The organism is Phocaeicola plebeius DSM 17135, from assembly GCF_000187895.1.
GTDB lineage: Bacteria > Bacteroidota > Bacteroidia > Bacteroidales > Bacteroidaceae > Phocaeicola > Phocaeicola plebeius.
Genome location: NZ_DS990118.1, coordinates 177,814 through 200,372, shown reverse-complemented (window position 1 = coordinate 200,372; position 22,559 = coordinate 177,814). Strand labels below are relative to the sequence as shown.

Annotated in this window: 14 protein-coding genes; 8 read left to right on the top strand and 6 right to left on the bottom strand. The window is 43.1% G+C overall.

The window, feature by feature from the left end:
• Positions 1-39: 39 nt before the first annotated feature.
• The 3 genes from BACPLE_RS00715 to BACPLE_RS00705 all read left to right on the top strand — a co-directional run bounded on the left by BACPLE_RS00715 (position 40) and on the right by BACPLE_RS00705 (position 2,165).
• A complete protein-coding gene (locus tag BACPLE_RS00715; RefSeq protein ID WP_007557942.1) occupies positions 40-648 on the top strand; it encodes a TetR/AcrR family transcriptional regulator in 609 nt (202 codons plus the stop codon).
• A gap of 16 nt (positions 649-664) precedes the next feature.
• Positions 665-1,411 carry a 3-oxoacyl-[acyl-carrier-protein] reductase gene (gene fabG / locus BACPLE_RS00710; protein WP_007557941.1) on the top strand — a complete coding sequence of 249 codons (747 nt, stop codon included), beginning with the start codon at positions 665-667 and terminating at the stop codon, positions 1,409-1,411.
• An 82-nt stretch (positions 1,412-1,493) separates the two neighbouring features.
• On the top strand, positions 1,494-2,165 hold the full coding sequence (locus tag BACPLE_RS00705) for an RluA family pseudouridine synthase (RefSeq protein ID WP_007557940.1): 672 nt from the start codon (positions 1,494-1,496) through the stop codon (positions 2,163-2,165).
• Positions 2,166-2,455: 290 nt separating this feature from the next.
• On the opposite strand, the gene BACPLE_RS00700 is transcribed toward BACPLE_RS00705, so the two are convergent.
• The 6 genes from BACPLE_RS00700 to BACPLE_RS00675 form a co-directional block, all read right to left on the bottom strand.
• Positions 2,456-3,808, bottom strand: coding sequence for a sigma-54-dependent transcriptional regulator (locus BACPLE_RS00700; RefSeq protein ID WP_007557939.1), 1,353 nt, complete (start codon positions 3,806-3,808; stop codon positions 2,456-2,458).
• Positions 3,809-3,848: 40 nt separating this feature from the next.
• A complete protein-coding gene (locus BACPLE_RS00695) occupies positions 3,849-6,377 on the bottom strand; it encodes a hybrid sensor histidine kinase/response regulator (RefSeq protein WP_007557938.1) in 2,529 nt (842 codons plus the stop codon).
• A gap of 3 nt (positions 6,378-6,380) precedes the next feature.
• The gene (locus tag BACPLE_RS00690) at positions 6,381-7,706 is read right to left on the bottom strand and encodes an MATE family efflux transporter (protein WP_007557936.1); all 1,326 of its coding nucleotides are present in this window, start codon (positions 7,704-7,706) and stop codon (positions 6,381-6,383) included.
• Entirely contained in the window at positions 7,703-8,941 is a 1,239-nt protein-coding gene (locus BACPLE_RS00685; RefSeq protein ID WP_007557934.1) for a M16 family metallopeptidase, read from the bottom strand. The genes BACPLE_RS00690 and BACPLE_RS00685 overlap by 4 nt, the downstream gene beginning before the upstream one ends.
• Before the next feature lie 12 nt (positions 8,942-8,953).
• A complete protein-coding gene (locus BACPLE_RS00680; protein ID WP_040312289.1) occupies positions 8,954-9,793 on the bottom strand; it encodes a peptidylprolyl isomerase in 840 nt (279 codons plus the stop codon).
• A gap of 383 nt (positions 9,794-10,176) precedes the next feature.
• Complete coding sequence (locus BACPLE_RS00675; RefSeq protein ID WP_007557928.1) at positions 10,177-11,094, bottom strand: aspartyl protease family protein; 918 nt, start codon at positions 11,092-11,094, stop codon at positions 10,177-10,179.
• A 464-nt stretch (positions 11,095-11,558) separates the two neighbouring features.
• On the opposite strand from BACPLE_RS00675, the gene BACPLE_RS00670 reads away from it, so the two are divergent.
• From BACPLE_RS00670 to BACPLE_RS00650, 5 genes are all read left to right on the top strand, one after another.
• Positions 11,559-14,333: a ligand-binding sensor domain-containing protein gene (locus BACPLE_RS00670; protein WP_050792043.1), complete on the top strand. Its 2,775-nt coding sequence runs from the start codon at positions 11,559-11,561 to the stop codon at positions 14,331-14,333.
• 275 nt (positions 14,334-14,608) lie between these two features.
• The gene (locus BACPLE_RS00665; protein ID WP_007557922.1) at positions 14,609-16,885 is read left to right on the top strand and encodes a family 20 glycosylhydrolase; all 2,277 of its coding nucleotides are present in this window, start codon (positions 14,609-14,611) and stop codon (positions 16,883-16,885) included.
• 181 nt (positions 16,886-17,066) lie between these two features.
• Positions 17,067-19,400 carry a GH92 family glycosyl hydrolase gene (locus BACPLE_RS00660; protein ID WP_007557920.1) on the top strand — a complete coding sequence of 778 codons (2,334 nt, stop codon included), beginning with the start codon at positions 17,067-17,069 and terminating at the stop codon, positions 19,398-19,400.
• A gap of 2 nt (positions 19,401-19,402) precedes the next feature.
• On the top strand, positions 19,403-20,197 hold the full coding sequence (locus BACPLE_RS00655) for a basic secretory protein-like protein (protein WP_007557918.1): 795 nt from the start codon (positions 19,403-19,405) through the stop codon (positions 20,195-20,197).
• 16 nt (positions 20,198-20,213) lie between these two features.
• Positions 20,214-22,529, top strand: a complete 2,316-nt coding sequence (locus BACPLE_RS00650) for a GH92 family glycosyl hydrolase (protein ID WP_007557916.1) — start codon at positions 20,214-20,216, stop codon at positions 22,527-22,529.
• The last annotated feature ends 30 nt before the right edge of the window (positions 22,530-22,559 follow it).

The window sequence follows — 22,559 nt, the reverse complement described above, 5'->3', positions numbered from 1 at the left end:
CTTTTGCTCAGATTTTTATCAGTTGTGCAATAAGGAAAGATGACAGTATTAAAGACGAGAGCCAAATTGGTAGACGTTGCCCGACAACTTTTTGCGAAGAAGGGGGTGGAAGATACCACGATGAATGACATTGCCCAAGCTTCAAAGAAAGGAAGACGGACCTTGTACACTTACTTTAAGAGTAAGGAACAGATTTACATGGCTGTGGTTGAGTCGGAACTGGAGATGCTTTCCACTCAGATGGAGAAAGCGGCAAGCAAGCCGGTATCTCCGGATAAGAAAATTCTGGAACTGATTATGACCCATCTGGATGCGATAAAAATGGTGGTATATCGTAATGGAACGTTGAGAGCCGATTTCTTTCGGGATATTTGGAGGGTAGAAGCCATGCGAAAGGAGTTCGACCGGAAGGAGACAGCGTTGTTTCGTCGCGTACTGCATGAGGGAAAGGAACTGAACCTTTTCGATATAGACAATGTGGAGATTACAGCTGATATTTTGCATTATTGTATAAAAGGTATTGAAGTGCCCTATATTCGCGGTCAGATAGGCGAAGAGCTGGACGATGAAACGGGCTGGCGCTATGTGGCCAAGATTGTGTATGGCGCATTAGGGTGCAAGAAAAAAGAAAATAATCATATCGTTTAATTAAAAAATAAAGAAAATGGGATTATTAACTGGAAAGACGGCTATTGTTACCGGTGCTGCACGTGGTATTGGTAAGGCCATTGCATTGAAGTTTGCTGCAGAAGGAGCAAACATTGCCTTTACGGATTTGGTTATTGATGAAAACGGCCAGAATACAGAAAAGGAAATTGCTGCTTATGGCGTAAAAGTAAAAGGATATGCTTCAAATGCCGCAAGCTTTGAAGATACTGCAAAGGTGGTAGAACAGATTCATAATGACTTTGGTTCTGTTGATATCCTGGTGAACAATGCAGGTATCACAAAAGACGGTCTGATGATGCGTATGAGCGAAGGACAGTGGGATGCTGTGATTGCAGTCAACTTGAAATCTGCTTTCAACTTCATCCATGCATGTACACCGATTATGATGCGTCAGAAACAGGGAAGCATTATCAATATGGCTTCAGTAGTAGGTGTACACGGTAATGCAGGACAGTGCAACTATTCAGCTTCTAAGGCTGGTATGATTGGTTTGGCTAAGTCTATCGCACAGGAATTGGGTTCTCGCGGTATCCGTGCCAATGCCATTGCTCCGGGCTTCATCATTACAGAAATGACTGCTAAGTTATCTGACGAAGTGAAGGCTGAATGGAACAAACGTATTCCTTTGCGTCGTGGCGGTACACCGGAAGATGTAGCTAACATCGCTCTGTTCCTGGCTTCTGACATGTCTTCATACGTATCAGGACAGGTCATCCAGGTTGACGGTGGTATGAACATGTAATGTAATAATGTTAGTATAGAGTGAAGAATGGGGAATAGGGGAGAGTTTTCTTCAGTATTCTCTGTTCTTCATTTTTTTGTGTATGACAGTAGTTTACGAAGATAATCACATCATAGTAGTCAACAAGACTGCTTCAGAAATAGTACAGGGCGATAAGACCGGCGATATTCCCTTGTCGGAAACCGTGAAGCAATATCTGAAAGAGAAATATGCCAAACCGGGAAACGTGTTTTTGGGAGTTACTCACCGACTGGACCGTCCGGTAAGCGGACTGGTGGTATTTGCCAAGACCAGCAAGGCATTGAGCCGTCTGAACGAGATGTTCCGTAATGGCGAAGTAAAGAAAACGTATTGGGCTATTGTAAAGCAACAGCCTAAGGAAACGGAAGGAGAACTGGTGCACTATCTGGTCAGAAACGAAAAGCAGAATAAGTCGTATGCCTACGATAAGGAAGTGAAAAATTCCAAGAAGGCTGTACTGAACTATCGTTTGATTGGTCGTTCAGAAAACTATTATCTGCTGGAAGTAGATTTGAAGACCGGACGCCATCATCAGATACGCTGTCAGCTGGCGAAGATGGGATGTCCAATTAAAGGTGATTTGAAATACGGTTTTCCGCGTTCTAACCCAGATGGAAGTATCTGCTTGCATGCCCGTAGGGTACGCTTTATTCATCCGGTGTCCAAAGAACCGATAGATTTGGTAGCTCCTCTTCCTGCAGGCAATCTGTGGAATGGTTTCGGTATGGAATAAAAAATAAGAAGGAAACGCTTCACAGCGTCCCCTTCTTTTAACACATAGGCATCTTCATTTTATCTGAGATTGTAAAATAATTGAGAATTCAATTAAATGAGGTAAACAATCTCTGAACTTTATTCTATGGGGTTGGGTTTAGCCTAGTTTGTTTTGGTTGTTCATTGTCTTTGTTTATCTATAAGTAAACAAACAAAACCCGTGCCAAACTCGTAGAAAGCCTTGTAGAAGGGATTTTTATACAGAACGCTGTGGAATAATTGTGGAACGTGTGGAAATTTTCCACACGTTTATTGTGGAATTTGATAGAGCTTTAATTTGTTGTATAAAGTTTTCCGGTCAATTCCCAATAATGTAGCAGCTTTGGTTTTATTATTTCCGGTTTGTTGCAACGCTTTTAAAATCCGGTGTTTTTCGGTTTCTTCATCATGCAGGGCGAAAGTTTCTTCCATTTCCGGATTTTCGCATACCGTTTTCCGTTCGTTTATTTCTTCTCCTAAATCTTTAGCCGTGATAAATTCACCTTGAGCCAGCAAGGTAGCCCGTTTGACCACATTCTTCAGCTGGCGCAGGTTACCCGGCCATGGATATTTCTGCATCGCTTCACTGGCTTCTGCATCGAATCCTATCAATGTACGTTCCAGCTCATGGTTGGCCTGGTCCAGAAAGAAGTTGGCAAACAGCAAAATGTCTTCCGGACGCTCTTTCAAGGAAGGCATCTGTAGCGTAAACTCATTGATACGATGATATAAATCTTCACGAAAATTTCCTTTTGCAATGGCCTCTTTCAGGTTTTCATTCGTGGCGCTGATAAGACGGACATCTACTTCGATTTCTTTGGTAGAACCAATTCGGCGGATACGTCGTTCCTGCAATGCACGTAACAATTGTACCTGCACTTCGTAGCTGAGGTTCCCGATTTCATCCAAAAATAATGTACCTCCATTGGCCTCTTCAAATGCACCGGCTTTATCATTCAAGGCACCGGTAAACGAACCTTTCACATGACCAAAGAATTCAGAAGCCGCCAGATCCTTAGGTATAGAACCGCAGTCAATGGCGATGAAGGGCTTTTCCGAACGTTTGCTCAACTGGTGAATGCGGTGGGCCACATATTCTTTTCCGGTTCCACTGGCTCCGTTAATCAGTACTGACATTTGTGTAGGAGCTACCAGTCCTACGTAGTTGTATAATTTTCGAGCCTCTTCACTTTCTCCTTCCAAAAAACCATGAGCTGTTTGTGCAGCGTTTTTTTCTTTTCCGCTTTCTGCAGGAGTTTTCTCCTGATGAATAGCCTCTTTGATTTTTTTCAGTAATTCGTCAGGTTGTACCGGTTTCGAAATATAATCAGTGGCTCCTTCCTTCATGGCGCGTACGGCACTTTGAATTTCCGCATAGCTGGTCATGATGATGAAGGGCACCTGATTGCCCTGCTCACGAAGCCATGACAACAGGCTTAGTCCGTCCTGGTCGGGAAGACGTAAATCAGACAAGATAAGGTCGAAGTCGCGGGTGCCAATCTGCTTACGTGCCTTGGCCTGCGTACTTGCAGTCTCCACTTCGAACCCTTTTTTCCCCAGCCATGTTTTTAGCATGGTAGAAAAAGTCAAATCATCCTCAACGATTAAAATAGACGGAACCATGTGATTTTTTGTTTAATTGATTTTACAAAGATACTATTTTTTACGATACCCTTTCTATGTCTTTTAATATTTTGCATGCGAGCACCTGCTTTGTTTCTGCAATAACGGTTTCTGCCGCTTGTTCTGCTTCCGGGGTATAGCTCTGTGTGCCGCGTTGTTGCTCCAGCCATTTCAATAAGGGAATGGCCTTTTGTGCTTCAATCATCAGGAAGGTAGGCAGCATTTTGTGGGCGGTGGCACACAGGGCTTCCATATCTTTGTTGCTGATGGCAGTTTGTAACTTTTCCATATTTTTTTGTGTTTCCTGTGCAAAGGTGCGCAGAATCTCTTTGGCAGCTTCCGGGTCATCCTCCGAGAAAGCCGTCAGCGGAGAAAAGTTATAAGGCTGATCTGTGTGTGGCGAAGTTTCGTGTGTGTCCTTTTGAACCGGCAAGGTGTCAGGAATATTGTCCGATACGGTGAGGTGGTTCAGTGCATTTTTTACTACCTTCTTCAGTTCCGACTGGTTAAAAGGTTTCTGCAACATACCGGCAAATCCTTTTTGCTGAAAATCATTCTCATTCATATCCCCTCGGGCTGTGATGGCAATGACCGGAATGGACTGGGCCTGGGCAAAATTCTGGTTACGAAGGTGATGAAGCAGTTCAAAGCCGTTCATGGCAGGCATCTGAATGTCCGTGAATACCAGATCGAACGTACGGTTCTTGAGTTGTTCGATAAGCTCTTCCGGCTGTTCGCAGCATACCGTTTCTACTTTGAAGCCTTTCACTTCTTCTGCGGCATTATGTAGCATGGCTTCCGTCAAATGCATTTGTATCCGGTCGTCATCGATGATGGCAATTCTCAGATGGATTTTAGGAAGAGTAAGGGCCGGTTCCTTTGAGCCGGGAGCTGGTTTGGGTGAAATGGAAGGTAAAGGCATGGATACCTTGAACGTACTACCTTTTCCGGGAGCACTTTCGATGTCTATTCTTCCTAACAGAAGTTCTACCAGCTTGCGGGTGATGGACAATCCCAGTCCGAATCCTTCTTGTCCTTGTGCACTGCTCAGGCGGGTGAATTCTTTGAATATGCGTTCCTGTTCACTGGCTGTCATGCCGCATCCGGTATCGGATACGCTGAACACGAACTGATTGCCGTGGTATTCTGCCTGTAGGGTAATACCTCCTGCGGCAGTAAATTTCAGGGCATTCGATAGCAGATTTTCCACAATCTGGCGTATGCGGAATGGGTCACCTTCCAGGGTGAGAGCTTCCGGAAGTTTTTCCTTGAAATCCAGTTGCAGTTGCTTCTTTTCTGCTAAGGGCAGGAAACTGTTATAAATATCTGTCAGTAGCTCATGAGGATTGAAGGCTACCGGATGCAAGTCCATCTTACCTGCTTCCAGGCGGTGGTAATCCAGCAGGGAAGTGACAAGTGCCAGTAAGTGCTGTGCAGAACTTTTCATGTTCGACAAATAAAACTGCTGTCGCCGGTCGTTTACCAGGCGGATGAGCAGGTCGATGTAGCCGATAATGGAGCCGGCGGGGGCCTTGATATCATGGGTGATGGTCAGCATCAACTTTTCACGGGCAACCAGCAAGTTCTCGGCATACGACTTCGCTTTTTCCAGTTCCCGCCGGTAATGGTTGTTACGGGTGATGTCGCGTGCAATGACAATGGAGAATACTAGTACCAGTACAAAGGCGGCAATGGCAATCTTGGCCATGGTTTCCGCGGCCTCTTTCCGTATCTCTTCCTCCTGCATCAGTTTGGTGCGGGCGGCTTCCTGTTCATCGTGCTCAATGTTTTCCAGTAACTGGTTGACACGCTGGCTCAGCCCGCTTCCAATGACGCGCAGGCTGCTGATGCGAGTGTTCAGCATCTCGGTTTCCTTCTGACGGGTCTGGAATACCTTGTGCTGAATACCTGTAATCATACTGCTGATGGTATCAATCGGGCTGTATACTTCATCCAGTGTATCCGTGTATTCTTCCTGAATTACGTTGCTCACCTGGGTGGAATCTTCTTTTCCTGGTGCGAATACGTCAGCCAGTCTCTTGAAGAATCCTTTCTTCTTGTGATGGATAGTGTAGGAGTTATGGTGCGTAATGACTTTTCTGCGTATGTGCGGCGTACTGAGCAAAGAATCCTGTTGAGCTATCAGGCTGTCGAGCTGTTCCTGATAGATCTGGTCGGTCGGCGTATTCCGCATGGCTTCCAGCACCGCATACATGTTCCATTGCTTGTTCTGTAACAAAGTTCTTACGGTGTCCAGACGGGCTTGCTGCAGGGTGTCCGTCAGAATCGTTTCCAGTGTATCAATCGAAGCGTTCACTTCTTTCATCGCTTTCAGGTAGTGATAATACTCGTTCAGCTTTCCGGTGCGGAGAGTCTGCCCGATGATTTCCGCGTCATACAGCTGGCTGATGATGCGGTGAGTGATGTGGCGCCGGTGGTCGAGCTGGTCTCTCAGGCTGGTAGGAGTAGTCAGCAGGTTCATCTGCTGCATGGTATAGGTGAAAGCTCCTATCAGAAGCCCCACCAGCAATATGTAGCCGATAACGATTTTGAAAGAAGTGGAGAACATGGTTTAGCGGATAGATTTCGTTTTATATCTGAATCGCAGGTAATACATGATTCCGGCACTGGTAAGTCCGAAAGGAAAGGCTGCCCAGATACCGATGGCTTCCCAGCCACAGACAAATCCGAAGAGATAGCCTGCAGGCAAGGAAATCAGGAAATAGGCGATGAACGAGAACAGCATCATGGGACGTACGTCGGCAATACCTCGCAGCGCGTTGGCAAAATTGATTTGCAATCCGTCACCAAACTGATACAGCAGGAAGGGGATAATCAGTTGTGCCACCATCAGACTGACGGCTTCGTCGTTGGTAAACCAGCCGCCGATGTAGTGGCGGAGCAGGAAGATAGGAATACCTGTAATGACAATCATGGCCAGAATGATGTGGAATCCGCTTTTGGCCGTGTGTCGTACATTGTTCAGGTCGTTCTGTCCGAAAAAGTAGCTGATGCGTACCGATACGGCCGAGCCCATACCATAGTACATCATGAAGCAGACCTGCGACACTGCCATCATGATTTGATACGAGGCAAGTGCGGTACTTCCCAGCCAGCCCACCATGATAGCACTGAGGCTGAAAGAGGCCGTTTCCATTCCCATTTGTCCGGCGATGGGCCATCCTAACTTATTCAGCAAGCCGAAATCGGACTTGTTGAGGCTGCCCTGTGCAAATCCTTTTCGGAAGGTGGCATAACGTGAGGTTCCGAAAAAGAGAATCAGGTAGGTGATAACCATCAGGATGCGTGAAGTCAGGGTGGCAATTCCGGCTCCCAACAATCCTAACTCCGGAAATCCGGCCTTTCCGTAAATCAAAAGGTAGTTTCCTATGATGTTCAGCACGTTACCCCCTAACAGAATCCACATGGAGATACGTGTGTCGGTAATTCCGTCGGTAAATTGCTTGAAGCCGTTGAACCACAGTACAAAAGGAAGCGAAGCCAGCAACACGAGGTAATACGGTCGCATGGTGGGAAGCAGTTCTTCCGGCTGCCCTAATTTATCGATGTTCCAATAAAGTACTGCCATGACTAGACACACGATTGCGGCCAGCAGCGTATTGGCTGCCAGACTGTTTTTCAGGGTACGCCCGACTTCTTCACAACGGTTTTGTCCGAACAGGCTGCCCACGATAGGGGTTAGTCCGTAACTGAAACCCGTACTGAAAATAATCGCTAAATTGAACATGTTGTTCACAAAGCTGGCTGCCGCCAGTTCATGCGTACTGTGATGCCCAATCATCAATGTGTCGGCAAAGCCTAAGATGATGACTCCAATCTGTCCGATGACAATGGGAATGCCCAGCCAGAGGAGTGCACGGTAATTTGAATGTCTCATGAAATAGCCTTATAGTAGAGTATGCTGCAATTTTCGGGAACGAAGCAACGGGCCGAAGTCGCCTGAATCTGTTCGGCAGTTACGGCACGGTATTTTCCTACCTCCTCGTTGATGTCTTCTGCTTTTCCTGTCAGTTCAAAGAAAGCCAGATTAGTTGCCACGTTCAGGTAGTTGATGTTGTTGAAAATCTGTTCGCTTTCGTAGCGGTTCTTTACCTTTTCCAGTTCCTGTTCGCTCACTGGTACGGTCTTCATTTTCTCTAGTTCCTTCCAGATGGCCTCTTCTGCCTGTTCCAGAGAAACACCTTCTACCGGTTTACCGGTAACATGAAGCAGCCCTTCATCCAGACTGCCTGAAATATAGGCATCGATGGAAGTAAACAACTTCTGTTCCTGCACCAGCGACTGGATGAACCGTGAAGAACGACCGTTCGACAGAATGTCGGTAATCATGTCGTACACGTAATAATCCGGATGCATGCGGTTGGACATGTGGAAAGCCATGTAGATGGCATCTACTGGTACCTTCCGTTCCACCGTCTTGCGGCGTACAGCCGTCTGGGGCTTTTCAGCCGGAAGCTGCCGGGGAGAAATGTTCCGTGCTGGAATCGGCCCGAACCATTTCTCTGCCAGCCGGATGGTTTCTTCGAACGAGATATGTCCCGTCACGGCCAGGATGGCATTGTTCGGTGCATAAAAACGGTAGAAAAAGTCTTTCACTTCCTCCAGTGTAGCCTGAGCGATGTGTGCAATTTCCTTTCCGATAGTCGGCCAGCGGTATGGATGCGATTCGTATGCCAGTTCACGCAACAGGTGCGATGCATCCCCGTAGGGCTGGTTCAGGTTTCGCTGCTTGAACTCCTCAATCACCACCTGGCGCTGCACTTCCAGACTTTTCGGACTGAAATCCAGGCTGAGCATGCGGTCGCTTTCCAGCCAGAATCCCGTTTCTACGTTCTGGTGCGGCAGGGTGATGTAATAGTTGGTAATGTCGTTGTTGGTCCAGGCATTGTTTTCCCCTCCGGCATTCTGTACGGGAGTATCATAATCGGGGATATGAAGGGAGCCTCCGAACATCAGGTGCTCGAACAGATGGGCAAATCCCGTGTGCGACGGGTCTTCATCGCGGGCTCCCACGTCGTACAACAAGTTGAGGGCGACCATTTGTGTGGAGTCGTCCTCATTGTGTACAATCCGCAGCCCGTTAGCCAGTGTATAACGGTTTACTTGAATCATGCGGAAATCAGATTATTCAATCACGGTTGCTTTCAAAATGCGTACGTCTGTTTCCGGACGGTCGGCACGGTTGGTCTTTACAGCCTGAATCTTGTCGATGACGTCCATACCTTCTGTCACCTCTCCAAATACAGTATACGCTCCGTCCAGATGAGGTGCACCTCCTACGGTAGTATAAGCTGCAATCTGTTCACGGCTGAATTTCAGAGCCGGTTCCTTGGCTACGATGCCACGTGCCTGTGCTTCCAGGCTGTCCTGCAATTCCAGCAGACCGTCGTTGTCGCCGGCTTTGCGCATCTTGTAGATTTCTTTCATGTGCTTGCGGGCCAGTTCGTTGAACACTGTTTCCAAACGTGCCTCATTCAACTGGTTCTCCATGCTGATCATCTGTGCTTCAGAGAATTTGCGTCCAGTTACAATGTAGAACTGACAGCCTGAAGATTCCTTGTTCGGGTTTACTTCGTCACCCAAGCGGGCAGCAGCCAGCGCACCTTTCTTGTGGAAGAATTTCGGGTTGAATTCAGCCGGCAGTGTGTAACCTACATCTCCGTTACCCAATGTAGTGGTATCGGTAGCAGTCTTGCTCTGCGGGTCGCCTGCCTGAATCATGAAATTCTTGATTACGCGGTGGAAGAGCGTACTGTCGTAAGTACCCTCTTTCGCCAGTTTGATAAAATTGTCCCTATGCTTGGGAGTTTCATTATACAGTTTGACCGTGATGTTTCCCATGGTCGTTTCCAGACGTACAAGTGTTTCGTTTCCTGTTTCCATATCGGTTGTCTTTTTCTGACCGCCGCTGCATGCCATCAGGCAGCAGGCCATCAATGTGAATAAAATAGATAATTTTTTCATGTGAAGAAAGTTGGTTTTGCAAAGGTACAAAAAAACTCTTTATCTGCTGCTTTATAAAATGTTGCTCTCAGTCTTTTTCTTCGGTAGTGACGGTTATGTGGGTGCTGCACCTACGCTGTCTTTGGAATTGTATGCTTGTCTTGGGTGTTTTACCATAGAAACAAGCTTTTATAAAATCCCTTTGAATTAAGTAGTAAGGCTTTCTTTATAGTTGATGTTTTCCATGGCAAAAACCTATGTTTCTGTCATGGAAAACGTAGAGTTCTGCTATCGGAAACATAGGGCTCTGATAAGGAGGATATAGAATGTTGTTTTGTCTTTCCGTTTTAATTCACGGCTGTTTTTCTTTTTACGAGTAATTGCTGTTTACAGGAATAAAAACATTAATAGATTAAGAAATCATAGAACGGTTTGTATAAAAGATTATTGGGCTGTAAGTAAATATATCCTTCTTGCAGATTTAATGTGAGATGGAAGCGTTGCAAAAAATTGTTTCCAAGAACCCCATCCATTTTGTCACTGGCTTGTACCCCAGTTGTAAGAGTTGAAAAGGCTCCTGGAATACATGGGAGAGAGAGATTGCCAAGTTTTACCTCATCGAAATATACATTGTATAATTTTCCTTGATTAGCATCCGAACTGGTAATTTCTGAAATGGCAAACGGGGTTTGTGACTTTTCTAGGTCGTGTTGGCGGACGAAGGGGGTATTTAAATCAAATACGCGGTCTGATCCCATGTCGATTTCTGCCCGTACTTGGTAGTCTTTCCCGTTGATGCGCACTTGTAATGGAACGACAGGGACTCCTAGTTCATATTCTACCTTCAACCGGATGGAAGGACTGGGAGGAGTGAATGATTCTTTCTCGTATAGATAAATTTGACGGGTTGAATAATCAATACGTATGGGATAACGGGATATGAAACTTAACCCTACAACTCCGTCCCATGAATCGGCAGGGTAGGAAATACGTAAGAAACGAAGTGCTTTGATGGAGGTTTTTCCTATGGTAAAGGTGTTGGAAGAACTGGAAAGTACAGAATTACTTCCAGTAGCTCCTTGGTTAATGATTTGTTCATTCCAGCTGATTGAGAAATTACTTCGGAGGGAATTGGGATTGAGTACCATGTCCGTTGCTCCCGTATCGAATAAAAAGCGTAGTGTGTCACTATCATTTACACGGCAATGTATGTATACACGATTATCTTTTCCTAATTCAAAGGGAATGCTGTCCATTACTTGTGCATGGGCGAATAAAATGGATAGGCATTCTGTTAATAGCACGAGTATAAATGATTTCATGATTCTTGTATGATAGAAATAAGGTTTTTGACTTTTAGTCTTTGGAAAGGGGGCTTTCTGCAAACTATCAAAGATTTGTGGCAAAAGTAATTATTTGTTTTAAGATAGTAAAGGGTAAGTCTAGGAAAGCATGTTTTTATTTTTAATAGAACGATGGCTAAATAATATCACAGGACAGGCTGATAGTGTTACTGATTATAAAGTGATAGGGGAGTCTTTATTCGATTTTTTTGTTTATTTCTTTGTTTTTTCGTCCAAATAGTATAATATTGTATATATTTAAGATTAATGTATGCTATTTTCCCGATGAAGCTGAAACTATTCATATTTTTATTTTTTCTGTTTGCAATTGTACATATCAAGGCTAGTGTCAATGATAAATACTTGATAAACAATATAACTTCAACAAATGGACTTTCTAATAGTGCCGTATTGACTATTTTTCAAGACTCTGATGGGGGCTTATGTGGTTCGGAACATACGATGGCTTGAATTGTTATGATAGTAAGACCATGAGTGTGTTTCGCTCGAAAAGCCCTTATAATGAGGATTTTACTTTTAAAAGCAATATTATCCACAAAATTTGTCAGGCTGATAATCAGTGCCTATGGGTGAAAACGTTCTTGGGAGTAGCTCGTTTTTCCTTGGTAAAAAGGGAAATAGAAGAAATATATACTGATTCGGAAAATTATGTAGTGTATTCTAATGCAAAAGGTGATTCTTGGGTTGTAAACGGCTCCGAATTATTGTATTTTAATACAACTTTAAAGAGGTTTGTTTCTTTGGGAAATATCATACCTGATGCTGAAAAGTGTACGCAGGCATTGGTTACAGATTCAGGTGAGATATGGTTATTGTATGCAGGCTCTTCAGATGTGGTATGCTTTAAGATTCCTTCTTTCTCAGTTCAAAAGTCAATAAAGATAGAATTGGAAAAAGAACTGATTAAGTTGCACAATGTTTCTGTAAATCGCTATTTCGTACAAAACGATTCATTTAGTTTTATTGATGCAGAGAATAACCTTTATCTTTATGATGTCGCGGCTAAGACCAAGGTATATATCAGGAATATATCCGATTTGATGCAGCAGTACGGGAAAATTGAAAATATAACTTCTTTGCAGGAAGATGTCATTATTGCTTTTCATCTGAACGGACTTGTATCCTTGAATTCTTCAAAAGAATATAGGGAAGAGGTGATAGACCGTAGTGTTCGGATTTTTTCGATGACTAAAGATCGGTATAATGATATAGCCTGGGTAGGCACAGACGGACAGGGTGTCTTAATGTTGACAAAAAATAATTCAATAGCTCAGACTCTGGAGCTGACACGTTTGTCTCCTTTACTGAAGCGTCAGGTAAGAAGTATTGCTACTGACCGCTATGGAGGATTGTGGTTTGGTACAAAAGGGGATGGACTGATACATATACCTGAATATGAAAAAAATTGGGGTAAAAAGGAGGCGGTGGAATTGTATTCTGGTAGTTCCCGTCAGGCCTTGTCTGATTATCTGCCATGGGAAAATGATAATCGTGTATTTTCGATTCATGAAAGTCAGTTTCATGATGGAATGTGGATTGGGGGAACCAATGCGAACTTACTTTATTTCTATTCATTTGAGAAATCAAGAATGATTGAGGTGGAAGGTTTCGATACGAAAGGTAATACTGTAGAAATAAAAGGAGTATATGAGGAAGATGCTTCTACGTTATGGGTTTCGGTCAATATGCTTGGACTTGTCCGCCTGAAAGTGGATTTTAAAGGAAATCGGATTTTAATAACCGACCAAGAAGAAAAAATAATTTCTAAGGATAACAATGATGTGTATCTTGTCTTCTTTTCCATGGCTAATCAGGGTGATTCTGTATTGTGGTTAGGTGATAGAGGCAAAGGGCTTGTCAGATATAATATAAAAGATAACACGTATAAGCTTATTTCATTTCAACAGAAGTTAAATCGTCCGGTAGATGATGTCTTGTCCTTCTGTCAATATGATGAGAATAAGTTCTATATAGGTACTTCTACAGGAGTTGTTTCTATGAAATATGAGGAAGACAGTGTACGGGCAATAAGCTATATCGGACAGGAACATGGCCTTTCGAATGATATGATTCATGGAATCTTACCTGATAAGAATGGTTTTCTTTGGATGAGTAGTAACAAAGGATTGAATAAATACAATCCTATGAATGGAAGAATTCATACTTTTTACGGGAATGGCATACATATTGAAGAGTTTAGTGATGGTGCATATTATAAATGTCCTTATAGCGGACGACTTTTCTTTGGTGGGGTAAACGGATTGTTGTATCTGTCTGATAATTCTACGGCTGTTTATAGTCCATTTCAAAATATAGTTCTACGCGATTTTTGGATAGAGAATAAAAGAGCTTTCTCACCAAATTATGAGGAAGATGGTCGGAATGGATGGGAAATAGATGGTGAAAAGGTATTTTTCAGATTTAATTTTATTGTACCTGATTTTGTCGGGGGAGAGAATATTGAATATTCCTATATGTTGGAAGGATATGACGCGGATTGGTCGATATTTAGTAAGACAAATGATGTAACCTATTCGAGTGTTCCTCCTGGTAAATATATGTTTAAGGTGCGTTATAAGAGAGATATAAATGAAAATAATGAGAAGATATTGATGATTCCTATTTATATTACTACGCCCTGGTATAAATCTCCTTTGTTATATATAGGACTAGTTATTTTACTATTCCTTCTTGTCGGAACTATATTACATTTTTTCCCTTCTTTTAATCCGGTTGATGTTTTTGTGGGAAAGGGTCATATAGATGATTCTAAAGTGGATATCGAAGAGACGTCTCAGGAGGTGATGTATTATGGTGTACGGTTTACGATACATAGTGTGGAACAGATGGATGTGTTGGAGAAATTTGTAGCGATAGTGGAAAATAATTTGGATAATGAAGAATTAGGAATTCCATTTATTGCGTCTGAATTGAATTTGAGTACTCGTCAATTCTATCGTAAGTTTAATGAAATGACAGCCGATATCTCTCCTAATGAATTCATAAAATTGTGTCGACTTGAAAAGGCTGCTGACTTATTAAAGAATACCAGTTTATCTATATTGGAAATTATTTCTATGATTGGAATTAATAGTCGCTCTTATTTTTACAAAGAATTTATCAAGAAATTTGGTTGTACTCCGAAAGATTTTAGGAATACACCTTCATTGGGTGATGAGACAAATGATAGAAAATAGAAATAATTCTGTCATTTCTTTGATTTTATATCTGTCTCAAAAGAGTATTGTAATGTGCTCTTTTGAGACATTATTTTTTTATTTAATTGACTATCAGTTGTGTAAAAGAGGACAAGTTGGTTATCATGATATTTTTATGACATTTTAAAACTTCTCTCTTTTTTGGCAGTAAGCGGGACATTGAACGGGCTTGTTTTTCGTTTCTTTGCATCATAAGAAAGAATCATGCATGATGGATTCTGACACTTAGCGTAAGCAACCCAAAATTTAATAATATGAAAATATCTCTTCAGTCTTTTTTATTAGCAATTAGTGTATCTGCTTTGATATCGTGTGCTCAAAAGAATTTATCTACAGAGAAAGATATAATCCCTTCTCCGGTAGAAATAATAAAGAGCGATGGACTGTTCACTTTTAAATCTGGAATGTCATTATATATTAATGATAAGAATTTAGCTCCAGCTCATACGCTTTTGCAAAATTCTTTGGAAATAGATTTGGTGGAGAGTCATGAAGAGCTATCAGCTTCCATTGTATTGCGAATGATTGAAGGAATGAAAGAGGGGGGGTATCATCTTTCAGTAAATAATGATAGACTTCTTCTTGAGGCCTCAGATTATTCGGGTATTGTGGCTGGTATTTCTACCATACGTCAGCTTTTGCCGATAGAAGCAGAGTCGGGTTTGTCTATTCCTAATGTAGAAATAACTGACTATCCTCACTATCAGTGGAGAGGGATGCATTTAGATGTTTCCCGGCATTTTTATTCTAAGAAAGAAGTAATGAAACTGCTGGATCTGATGTCCCTTTATAAGTTTAATAAATTTCATTGGCATCTGACGGATGATCAGGGATGGAGAATTGAAATCAAAAAATATCCTCTATTGACAGAAAAAGGAGCCTGGAGAAAATATAATGACCAGGACCGTACATGCATGCAATTAGAGAAATCGATGCATAATCCGGATTATGCTATACCGACAGACAAAACATCTGTCATTGAAGGTGATACTATTTATGGAGGTTTCTATACTCAAGATGAAATCAAGGAAGTGGTAAATTATGCGGCGGAAAGGGGAATTGACGTAATTCCAGAAATTGATATGCCGGGACATTTCTTAGCTGCTATACAGCAATACCCTGATATTGCTTGCGACGGACTTATTGGCTGGGGGCAAGTATTCTCTTCACCGATATGTGTGGGAAAGGATTCTACACTGGAATTTTGCAAAAATATCTGGCGTGAAGTTTTTCAAATGTTTCCTTATGAATACGTGCATTTGGGGGGAGACGAGGTAGATAAAACCAACTGGAATAAATGCAAAGATTGCCAGAAAAGAATGAAATCTGAGGGGCTGGCTACTCCTGAAGCTTTACAGGCATGGTTTGTCAGGGAGATGGAAGCCTTTTTCTTGCAAAACGGGAAACGGCTCGTTGGCTGGGATGAAGTGGTAGAAGACGGTTTGTCAGATAAAAGTGTGATTTCCTGGTGGAGAAGCTGGTGCACGGATGCGGTTCATAAAGCTACAGCTGCTGGTATGAAAACGATAATCTGCCCGAATTCTCATTTGTATTTTGATTATGAGCAAAAATCTGATTTCTTGAAGAAAATATATGACATGGATGTGGTGCCTTCTGGACTGTCGGATACACAGAAATCACTCGTGTGGGGAGTACAGTGTAATGTCTGGACAGAATGGATTCCGACCATGGAACGGATGGAGTATATGGTTTTTCCGCGTATGATGGCGGTGAGTGAGATTGCCTGGTGTGAGAAATCCAGATTGAATGATTATAAAACTTTCGAACAGCGAGTAATGAATCAGCTGAAACGCCTTGACAAGCTGAGTGTGAATTATCGGATTCCTGATTTGACAGGTTTTTATGATCGTAATGTATTTGTTGATAAAGGAGAGTTTAAAGTCGACTGTATCATGCCGCAGGTGGAGATTCGCTATACAATGGATGGAACTGATCCTTCCAGTGAATCAGCATTGTATACCACTCCTGTTACCGTAACAAAGGATACTGAATTCAAATTCAGGGCTTTCCGTCCGGATGGTACATTCGATAAATTATATACAGCCAGTTTTGTGAAAGAAGCTGTTCGTCCGGCGTTGAAGGTTACAGAGAATTTAAAACCTGGTTTGAATGTGGCTTTGTATGATTTTTCTGGTAATAAATGTGCCGACATCGCTTCTTCTAAGCTGATTAAGACTTATGTGAGTGAACGCATTGCTTATCCGGAAGGAAAAACCGGTAATTTGGCTATGGTATATAATGGCTATCTGGAGGTTCCGTCAGACGGTGTTTATACATTCTCACTGCTTTCGGATGATGGTAGTATCTTGAAATTGGATGATCAGGTGTTGATAGAGAATGATGGGTTACATTCTCCTGCAGAACGTAGCGCGCAGGTGGCACTTGCTGCAGGTAAACATAAACTGGAACTTTCTTATTTTGATTATTTCGGCGGTGTGTTGACGTTGTATCTCATTAATGAGGAAGGAGAAAAAACTGAATGTCCATCAGAATGGTTAAAACATGAATAGAGTAAAGTTGTAGCAAAGGCCTGAGTTATAGGGAAGGCACATTGTTTAAGTTCGCATTGTATATGAGTTTTTTTTGATAGGTGTTTTTAATATATTGATAATTATCTGATTATGTCGTGGTTATAGTCTGGTTATAGTGCTATATGATGACATGAGAAGGAGTTTAAACCTTATTTTTAGTATGTTTCGGAAAATATATTTTTGCTTGCTTGCCGGACTGCTCTCTTCTCCGGTATTTGCTCAACAAAAGGCAGTAGATTATGTAAATCCAATTATTGGGACCAATGGGATGGGACATACTTTCCCTGGCGCTTGTGTACCTTTTGGCTTGATACAGCTTAGTCCGGATACTGATACCATTCCTCATAATGTAAATGGAGAATACCAGAAGGACGTATATAAGTATTGTGCCGGTTATCAATATTCAGATCCTACTATTGTAGGGTTTAGTCATACACATTTAAGTGGTACGGGGCATTCCGACTTGGGGGATATGTTGATTATGCCGACGGTGGGAGAGCTGAAACTGAATCCGGGACGTGCTTCTCATCCGGATGAAGGATACCGTTCGCGTTATAATCACTCCACTGAGCACGCATCGGCTGGATATTATGAAGTAGAGCTGGAAGATTATCAGATAAAGGCTCAGCTTACAGCTACTCCTCGTGTCGGTATTCATAAATATACTTACCCTTCCTCTGACGGGCGTATTGTTCTTGATTTGAATCATGGCATTTATAATTATGATGGAAAGGTGCTCTGGAGTCATCTGAGGGTGGAGAATGATACGTTGCTGACCGGTTATCGGATAACCAACGGATGGGCCCGGACGAACTATACGTATTTTGCCATTTCTTTCTCACAGCCGATAAAAGATTACGGGTATGTAGATAAAAAGAAACCGGTTTATACGGGTTTCTGGAGACGTTTTAAGATGGATCGTAACTTCCCGGAAATAGGCGGACGTGCTGTGGTTTCTTATTTTAATTTTGACACTTCTTCCGATAAGGAGCTGGTGGTAAAAGTGGCTCTTTCGGCTGTCAGCACGGAGGGGGCGCTGAAAAATTTATTGGCAGAAGCTGGTGGAAAAAGCTTTGAGCAGGTAGTAGCGGAAGCATCAGAAGCCTGGAATGAAAAGCTGGAGCAGTTTGAAATAGAAGGAACGGAAGACCAGAAGGCCATGTTCTATACTTCGCTGTATCATACGATGATTAACCCTTCCGTGTATATGGATGTGGACGGGCATTATCGCGGGCTTGACCATAATGTGCATCGGGCGGATGGATTTACCAATTATACGATTTTTTCTCTGTGGGATACCTATCGTGCGGAACATCCGTTCTTGAACCTGGTAACCCCTTTGCAAAATGCAGATATGGTAAAGTCCATGATTGCACATCAGCAGCAGAGTGTACATAAAATGCTGCCGGTATGGAGCCTGATGGGAAATGAAAACTGGTGCATGAGTGGGTATCATGCCGTGCCTGTACTGGCTGATGCCATAGCCAAGAAGGTTGTAACGGAGAAAGAGGCAGCCTTGCAGGCGATGGTAGAAACATCGAATGTTGATTATTATGACCATTTGGATGACTACAAGAAACTTGGGTATATCCCTTTTGAAAAGAGCAGTACGGCAGTTTCCTCTACCCTGGAGTTTGCGTATGACGACTGGGCTATCTATCAGACGGCCTTGCAGGCTGGCAAAGAAGATATTGCCAAGAAATATTATGCCCGTGCCTTGAATTACCGTAATGTGTTTGATAAGAAAAGAGGCTTTGCCTGTCCACGTGATGCAATAGGAAACTTTAAGTCGGATTTTGATCCTTTGCAGACACATGGGGAAGGATTTATTGAAGGAAATTCATGGAACTTCTCTTTTCATGTACCTCATGATGTATACGGTGTGATGGACTTGATGGGAGGAGAGAAAGTTTTCCTGAATCGTCTGAATGAGCTTTTTGAGATGCATCTTCCAAAAAAATATTATGAAAAGAATGAGGATATTACGGAAGAAGGTCTGATAGGCGGTTATGTACACGGCAATGAACCCAGTCATCACATTCCTTATCTGTATGCCTGGACCTCACAGCCTTGGAAAACACAGTTCTGGACACGTGAGATTGTAGACCGGATGTATCGCAATGATATCAACGGGTTAGGAGGAAATGATGACTGCGGTCAGATGTCAGCCTGGTACATGTTTACGGTGATGGGCTTTTATCCTGTTTGTCCTGGAACGGACCAGTATGTACTTGGAGCTCCCTATTTCCCTTATCTGAAACTACATCTTCCTAATGGAAAGACGCTGGAAATCAAAGCTCCTGGTGTAAGCGACAGCCGGCGTTACGTACAGTCACTGACCATTAACGGAAAGAAATACGAAAAACTGTATGTCACTCATGCAGACCTGCTGGAAGGCGGTGTATGGGAGTTTAAGATGGGAGCCTCTCCGAACAAGAAAAGAGGACAAAAAACAGAGTATAAACCTTATTCATTAACTAACGGAATTAAATAAGTATGAAAGCACAATTGTTATTGGCCGGTATAGCCTTTGGGTTGGCCGGAATCTCGGCCTGCACCGGGCATCAGTCAAATTCAGAGGAGAAAACGGTGGATATCTGGAAGGATTATCCTGTAGGTTATATTGTATTCGATGACCAGGCGCCCGAGACAGAAGGCTCAAAGGTCTACCATCGTATTGTGACTCATCCGCAGGATTACATTGCAGAACAGGCTCGTACGGTGTTAGCCACATTGTATGATGCTCCGTCGGACAGCATTGTTCCAGTAGATACCATTCACTATTCGTTGCAGGATATAGAAGGAGTCTCGGCTAAGGATGGTGGAAATGGGGTAGTAAGTATCTTCTATAGTACCCGTCATATCGAGAAATCGTTTGCTGCTAATGACACGGCAAAATTGTTTTTCGAAACCAGAGGTGTTCTGCTGCATGAACTGACTCATGCCTATCAGTTGGAACCGCAGGGAATAGGAAGCTATGGAACCAACCGTGTGTTCTGGGCCTTTATTGAGGGTATGGCTGATGCCGTACGTGTGGCAAATGGTGGCTTTACTCCGGCTGACCGTCCGAAAGGAGGAAATTATATGGACGGATATCGTACTACAGGATATTTCTTTGTTTGGTTGAAAGACAATAAGGACAAAGATTTCTTGCGCAAGTTCAATCGGAGCACGTTGGAGGTCGTTCCCTGGTCGTTTGATGGAGCGATTAAGTATGCGTTAGGAAATGAGTATGATATAGACAGCTTGTGGCATGAATATCAGGTGGCTGTAGGCGATATTCAGGAATAGTAAAAAACAGTTGGTTATGAAGCGTATTCTTAAAATATTCTTTTTGTGTACAGCTTTTCCGGTGTGTTCGCTTTCAGCTGAAAGTCTGACACAGTATGTCAATCCGATGATCGGAACTGATGGTTACGGCAATGTTTATCCGGGTGCACAGATTCCGTTTGGAGGCATACAGATAAGTCCGGATACGGATGCCAAGTTCTATGATGCAGCGGCCGGATACAAGTATAATCACACTTCCATTCTGGGATTCAGTCTGACACACTTGAGCGGAACAGGAATTCCTGATTTGGGTGATTTCTTGTTCATACCTGGAACCGGGGAGATGAAACTCGATCCGGGTACACGGGAGAACCCCACAGAAGGTTATCGTTCGCGCTATTCTCATGAGAAGGAGTGGGCTTCTCCTAATTATTATGCCGTAGAGCTGTCTGATTACGGTGTGAAAGCTGAAATGACAGCTGGATTACGTAGTGGCATGTTCCGTTTCACCTATCCTAAGTCGGACAAGGCATTTATCATGATTGACATGAACCATACCCTTTGGCAGAATTGTGAATGGTCAAATCTGCGTATGGAGAATGACTCTACCCTGACAGGTTACAAGCTGGTAAAGGGCTGGGGACCGGAACGTCATGTCTATTTTACCGCAGTATTTTCTAAGAAACTGAAAAACCTGCGTATCATGCAGGATAAAAAACCGGTTATCTATAACACTTCCCGTTTCCGCAGTTGCTATGAAGCGTGGGGAAAGAATCTGATGGCTTGTATCTCTTTTGCAGCCGAAGAGGGAGAAGAAGTGATTGTGAAGACATCGGTATCGGCTGTCAGCACTGCTGGAGCGACACTGAACTTACAGGAGCTGAACGGTATGACATTCGATGCTTTACGTGAAAAGGGAGTCGGTCTGTGGGAAAAGGAATTGTCCAAGTATCAGATTGAGGCCCAACCGGAAGTGAAGGAAGCTTTTTATACGGCTGCCTATCGTGCAGCGCTGCATCCGTTTGTTTTTCAGGATGCAGACGGCCAGTTCAGAGGGTTGGATAAGAACATTGAGAAAGCCGAGGGTTTTACCAATTATACCGTCTTCTCATTGTGGGATACATACCGTGCCTTGCATCCCTGGTTTAACCTAGTGCATCAGGATGTCAATGCAGACATCGCCAATTCGATGCTGGCCCATTATGACAAGAGTGTGGAGAAGATGCTGCCGATATGGTCTTTCTATGGCAATGAAACCTGGTGCATGATTGGTTACCATGCTGTATCCGTACTGGCAGATATGATTGTGAAGAGCGTAAAAGGTTTTGATTACGAACGTGCCTATGAGGCCATGAAGACTACGGCGATGAACGAACACTATGACTGTCTGCCGGAATACCGTGAGAATGGCTATGTTCCTTTTGACAAGGAAGCTGAATCTGTTTCAAAGACACTGGAGTATGCTTATGATGACTACTGTATTGCGCAGGCTGCCAAGGCATTGGGTAAGACAGAGGATTATAAGTACTTCCTGAACCGTTCGCTTTCTTACCAGACCTTGGTCGATCCGGAAACGAAATACATGCGCGGAAGGGATAGTAAAGGTGAATGGCGTACCCCATTCAGTCCGATAGCCTATCAGGGCCCGGGTTCTGTACATGGATGGGGAGACATCACTGAAGGGTTTACCATGCAGTACACCTGGTATGTACCTCACGATGTACAGGGATATATTAATCTGGCTGGAAAGAAACTTTTCCAGAAGCGGCTGGATGAATTGTTTACTGTAGAATTGCCTGAAGATATTCCTGGCGCTCACGATATCCAAGGACGCATTGGCGGATATTGGCATGGAAATGAGCCTTGTCATCATGTAGCCTATCTCTATAACTATTTAGGTCAGCCTTGGAAATGTCAGTATTGGGTGCGTGAGATTGCCTCCCGTTTCTATGGCAATGAGCCGGGCTCGCTGAGTGGAAATGACGATTGCGGCCAAATGTCGGCATGGTATATGTTCAACTGTCTGGGATTTTATCCGGTAGCTCCTTCCAGTAATTTTTATAACATCGGTTCGCCTTGTGTCAAGAGTCTGACGGTGACATTGAGCAATGGCAAGCAGATAAAGATGACCACGGAAGGTTGGTCAGAAGAGGCAGTTTACGTAAAGGACCTGTATGTGAACGGACAGAAATATACGAAATCCTATTTGCCGTACGACATGGTAAAAGAGGGAGTAACACTACATTTTGTCATGAGTGAAAAGCCTTCTTACAAAAGAGGAGTGGCTAAAGGAGATATTCCTCCTTCTATTTCCTTACCAGGGAAAACAGATGTATATCAAGTAGAAGAATGAAATAGTTTTTAATGTTTAACTTTAAAAGTG

Coding starts and splice junctions, on each gene's coding strand:
- BACPLE_RS00660 (WP_007557920.1), top strand. CDS start 17,067: ATGTTTCGGAAAATATATTTTTGCTTGCTTGCCGGACTGCTCTCTTCT.
- BACPLE_RS00650 (WP_007557916.1), top strand. CDS start 20,214: ATGAAGCGTATTCTTAAAATATTCTTTTTGTGTACAGCTTTTCCGGTG.
- BACPLE_RS00705 (WP_007557940.1), top strand. CDS start 1,494: ATGACAGTAGTTTACGAAGATAATCACATCATAGTAGTCAACAAGACT.
- BACPLE_RS00695 (WP_007557938.1), bottom strand. CDS start 6,377: ATGTTCTCCACTTCTTTCAAAATCGTTATCGGCTACATATTGCTGGTG.
- fabG (WP_007557941.1), top strand. CDS start 665: ATGGGATTATTAACTGGAAAGACGGCTATTGTTACCGGTGCTGCACGT.
- BACPLE_RS00655 (WP_007557918.1), top strand. CDS start 19,403: ATGAAAGCACAATTGTTATTGGCCGGTATAGCCTTTGGGTTGGCCGGA.
- BACPLE_RS00685 (WP_007557934.1), bottom strand. CDS start 8,941: ATGATTCAAGTAAACCGTTATACACTGGCTAACGGGCTGCGGATTGTA.
- BACPLE_RS00665 (WP_007557922.1), top strand. CDS start 14,609: ATGAAAATATCTCTTCAGTCTTTTTTATTAGCAATTAGTGTATCTGCT.
- BACPLE_RS00715 (WP_007557942.1), top strand. CDS start 40: ATGACAGTATTAAAGACGAGAGCCAAATTGGTAGACGTTGCCCGACAA.
- BACPLE_RS00670 (WP_050792043.1), top strand. CDS start 11,559: ATGTGGTTCGGAACATACGATGGCTTGAATTGTTATGATAGTAAGACC.
- BACPLE_RS00700 (WP_007557939.1), bottom strand. CDS start 3,808: ATGGTTCCGTCTATTTTAATCGTTGAGGATGATTTGACTTTTTCTACC.
- BACPLE_RS00675 (WP_007557928.1), bottom strand. CDS start 11,094: ATGAAATCATTTATACTCGTGCTATTAACAGAATGCCTATCCATTTTA.
- BACPLE_RS00690 (WP_007557936.1), bottom strand. CDS start 7,706: ATGAGACATTCAAATTACCGTGCACTCCTCTGGCTGGGCATTCCCATT.
- BACPLE_RS00680 (WP_040312289.1), bottom strand. CDS start 9,793: ATGAAAAAATTATCTATTTTATTCACATTGATGGCCTGCTGCCTGATG.